Consider the following 2,583-nt stretch of genomic DNA (forward strand, 5'->3'; position numbering starts at 1 on the left):
TTGTAAGCTCAATCGCCCCTTGCTTGAATTCGCTTGTATACCTTCTTTTGGTTAACACCATTTCAACACCTCTTTCCTATAAGTTTTTTTCGGATCTGGGTGTCTACTTTCTTAGGGGAGGATCATGGGATGTATATAAATGATAAGTTAATTCATAGTTTTAATGATGTATATAATATTGGTTTTAATAATAAGAAAATAATAAAACCTATAAAAGAAAACAAAAATTTGAATAAATATTCTCTAAAGTTTAAATTTATGGATGAAGATGAATGGAATACAATAAAATTTGAGAAAAATTCTTTATATTTATATTTGGAAAATAATTCTTTTTCTGAAAGAATGTATCCTGTTGGAAAAGATGAATTTATGACATTGCAAGGAATAAAAATTAAATATCAATGGAACAATTCAAAACCATCTATAAAGTTTTATTTATCTAATAATTATGAATTGCAAACTGCAGTTCTATAAAAATTGATATTTTATTTTGAATATCTGAAAGTAAAATCCTCTTTCAAAATCTTTCAAATGTAAATTTTTGAATATGTGCTATAATATAAAGCATCAATAAGTGTCATTTATTTTAATTCTTCTTGATATTCATATTATATAATTTTTAAATTTAACTATATATAAATAAAAAACTATAAAATTAAATATTGTAAACTTATTTTTATTTGTAAATAATAATAAAAATTAAATATATTAAAATCTTGTAATTAATAAAAATAATTCATTTTTTTTAATTAAAAATTCTAATTTAAATATTAAATATTTCCATTGATTAATTATTTAATATATGTATTTTTATTGTGTAAGGAGGATAAGTTGTCTTATGGAAATGAAAACAATTGAAACCTTGAGCGTTTACTTTTTAGGTACTTCCTTTGATGCCATAGATGCTTTAAATACTGGAGAAATTAGGGGATATAAAGAATTATTAACACATTTATATCTTTTAAATAGTGCAGATTATTACGAGTTAAATACTGCAGATCCTAACAGAAGTAGAAATAATATAAATGAATTAAAAAAAAATTCACAAAACTCATTTCTTACAAAGAAGTATAATCCTAAATCAGTTCACATTAAAATATTAGTAAAAGGAATTGGTAGTAATACGAAAGAAATAACAAATGGGAATATTTCACAACCTTCTTTTTTAAATAAAATTAAGCAAGTGACTGGCACTTCTGGTTTCTCAATTTCTGATAAATTAAAGCAAGCATTTGGTATCGGCTTTTCATCCAGGGTTTCAAGAACAGTCGAGGCAGTTCAAAATATTATTGCTGAAAATGGTGGTAATAATTGCAAAATAAAAAATTTGAATTTATTTGGGTTTAGTCGAGGAGGCATAACTGCAATTTTAGTTGCTAATGAATTAGCGAATATTAAAAACATAGAATCAATTCAAATTTTTGCACTTGATCCTGTATTTGGAAAAAGAACGACATTTAGACTAGTAGATTCTGATAAAATCAAATCATTTATTGGTATTTACGCAGCAAAAGAACAATCAACTTTTTTTGATGCATCAATACCCTTTACTTCAAAGAGTTTTCTAGAAAGCAATAAATGTTACGCCTTCTTTTTGCCTTGTTTACATGAAACTTTGATTGGTAATATTCATCAATTTAACGCCAGAAGTCTTTCAGAACCACTTTTGAAAACAAATGAGTTAAAGATTATTTTTGATTTTGTTTTAAAATTATCTTTGTTATTTTCAAATTTATGGGGTGTTCCTTATCAAACTGTTCATGAGTCAAAATATGAATTGGAATTAGTAAAATTAAGTAATATGACATTAGAAATATGTCATGATGAAGTTCTTTATTCTAAAATAAAAAAAAATAGCTCCTTTTTCTCAATTTGTGCCAAATCCTTATGGTATTATTCATAAAAAATATATTTTTTCAGATGGCCATCATTTGAATATAAAACAAATATTAAATCAAAAATTTTTTAATATACCAAAGTCAACTCAGAGTATAGATAAAGAAAATATAATTTTTTTAATGAAAAGTATAAATATTGAAATATTAAATAAAATAGAAAATTACCTTTTAAAAAATAATTTACATCAAAAAATTAAAGTTCCAAATTATTGTTAATTTAACAATTGAATATATTATTTTATTTTTTTTTGTTTCTTAAGAGAATTTGAATTCTTGACTATTATTAAAAAAAGTAAGATACAAAAAGAGTTATTGTTTTTTATTTTAAAAGAGAAATAAATAAATTCTTTTTTGTTTCTAAAAAAATAAGGAGTTAGAAGATGAAAAAAATATTTTTCTTAACATCACTGATATCCCTTCCCTTTTCTTTCAGTGTATATGCTTTTGATTTACCAAGCTATTTAAATTCTAGGCTCTCAAATAATTTTAACGATTTGAAAACAAACATGTCTTCTGGTTGTAGAATTCGTAACTTTTTTGACGGGAATAAGTGCACCGTTTTTTGGACACAATTTAATGAGTATCTCATTCAAAGAGGTGAAGTTTCTAATATTCCATTTAATGATAAAGCAGGTCATGCTGTAATTCCAATATCTTGCCAAATTGTTAGACATAAATTGGATTG

General features: G+C 23.8%; 3 protein-coding genes. All 3 read left to right on the forward strand.

The genetic code is table 11. From position 1 onward, the window contains the following. Positions 1 to 129: 129 nt before the first annotated feature. Positions 130 to 474: a hypothetical protein gene (locus ACIQ56_RS16605; protein ID WP_397602148.1), complete on the forward strand. Its 345-nt coding sequence runs from the start codon at positions 130 to 132 to the stop codon at positions 472 to 474. Positions 475 to 838: 364 nt separating this feature from the next. Beyond that, positions 839 to 1,903, forward strand: a complete 1,065-nt coding sequence (locus ACIQ56_RS16610) for a hypothetical protein (protein WP_397602149.1) — start codon at positions 839 to 841, stop codon at positions 1,901 to 1,903. A gap of 375 nt (positions 1,904 to 2,278) precedes the next feature. Further along, the coding region (locus ACIQ56_RS16615; RefSeq protein ID WP_397602150.1) for a hypothetical protein at positions 2,279 to 2,583 on the forward strand (305 nt) is incomplete at its 3' end.

The sequence above is a fragment of the Silvanigrella sp. genome (assembly GCF_044369315.1).
GTDB lineage: Bacteria > Bdellovibrionota_B > Oligoflexia > Silvanigrellales > Silvanigrellaceae > Silvanigrella.

Excerpts from the sequence above, each read along its gene's own strand:
- ACIQ56_RS16610 (WP_397602149.1), top strand. The coding sequence starts at position 839 with ATGGAAATGAAAACAATTGAAACCTTGAGCGTTTACTTTTTAGGTACT.
- ACIQ56_RS16605 (WP_397602148.1), top strand. The coding sequence starts at position 130 with ATGTATATAAATGATAAGTTAATTCATAGTTTTAATGATGTATATAAT.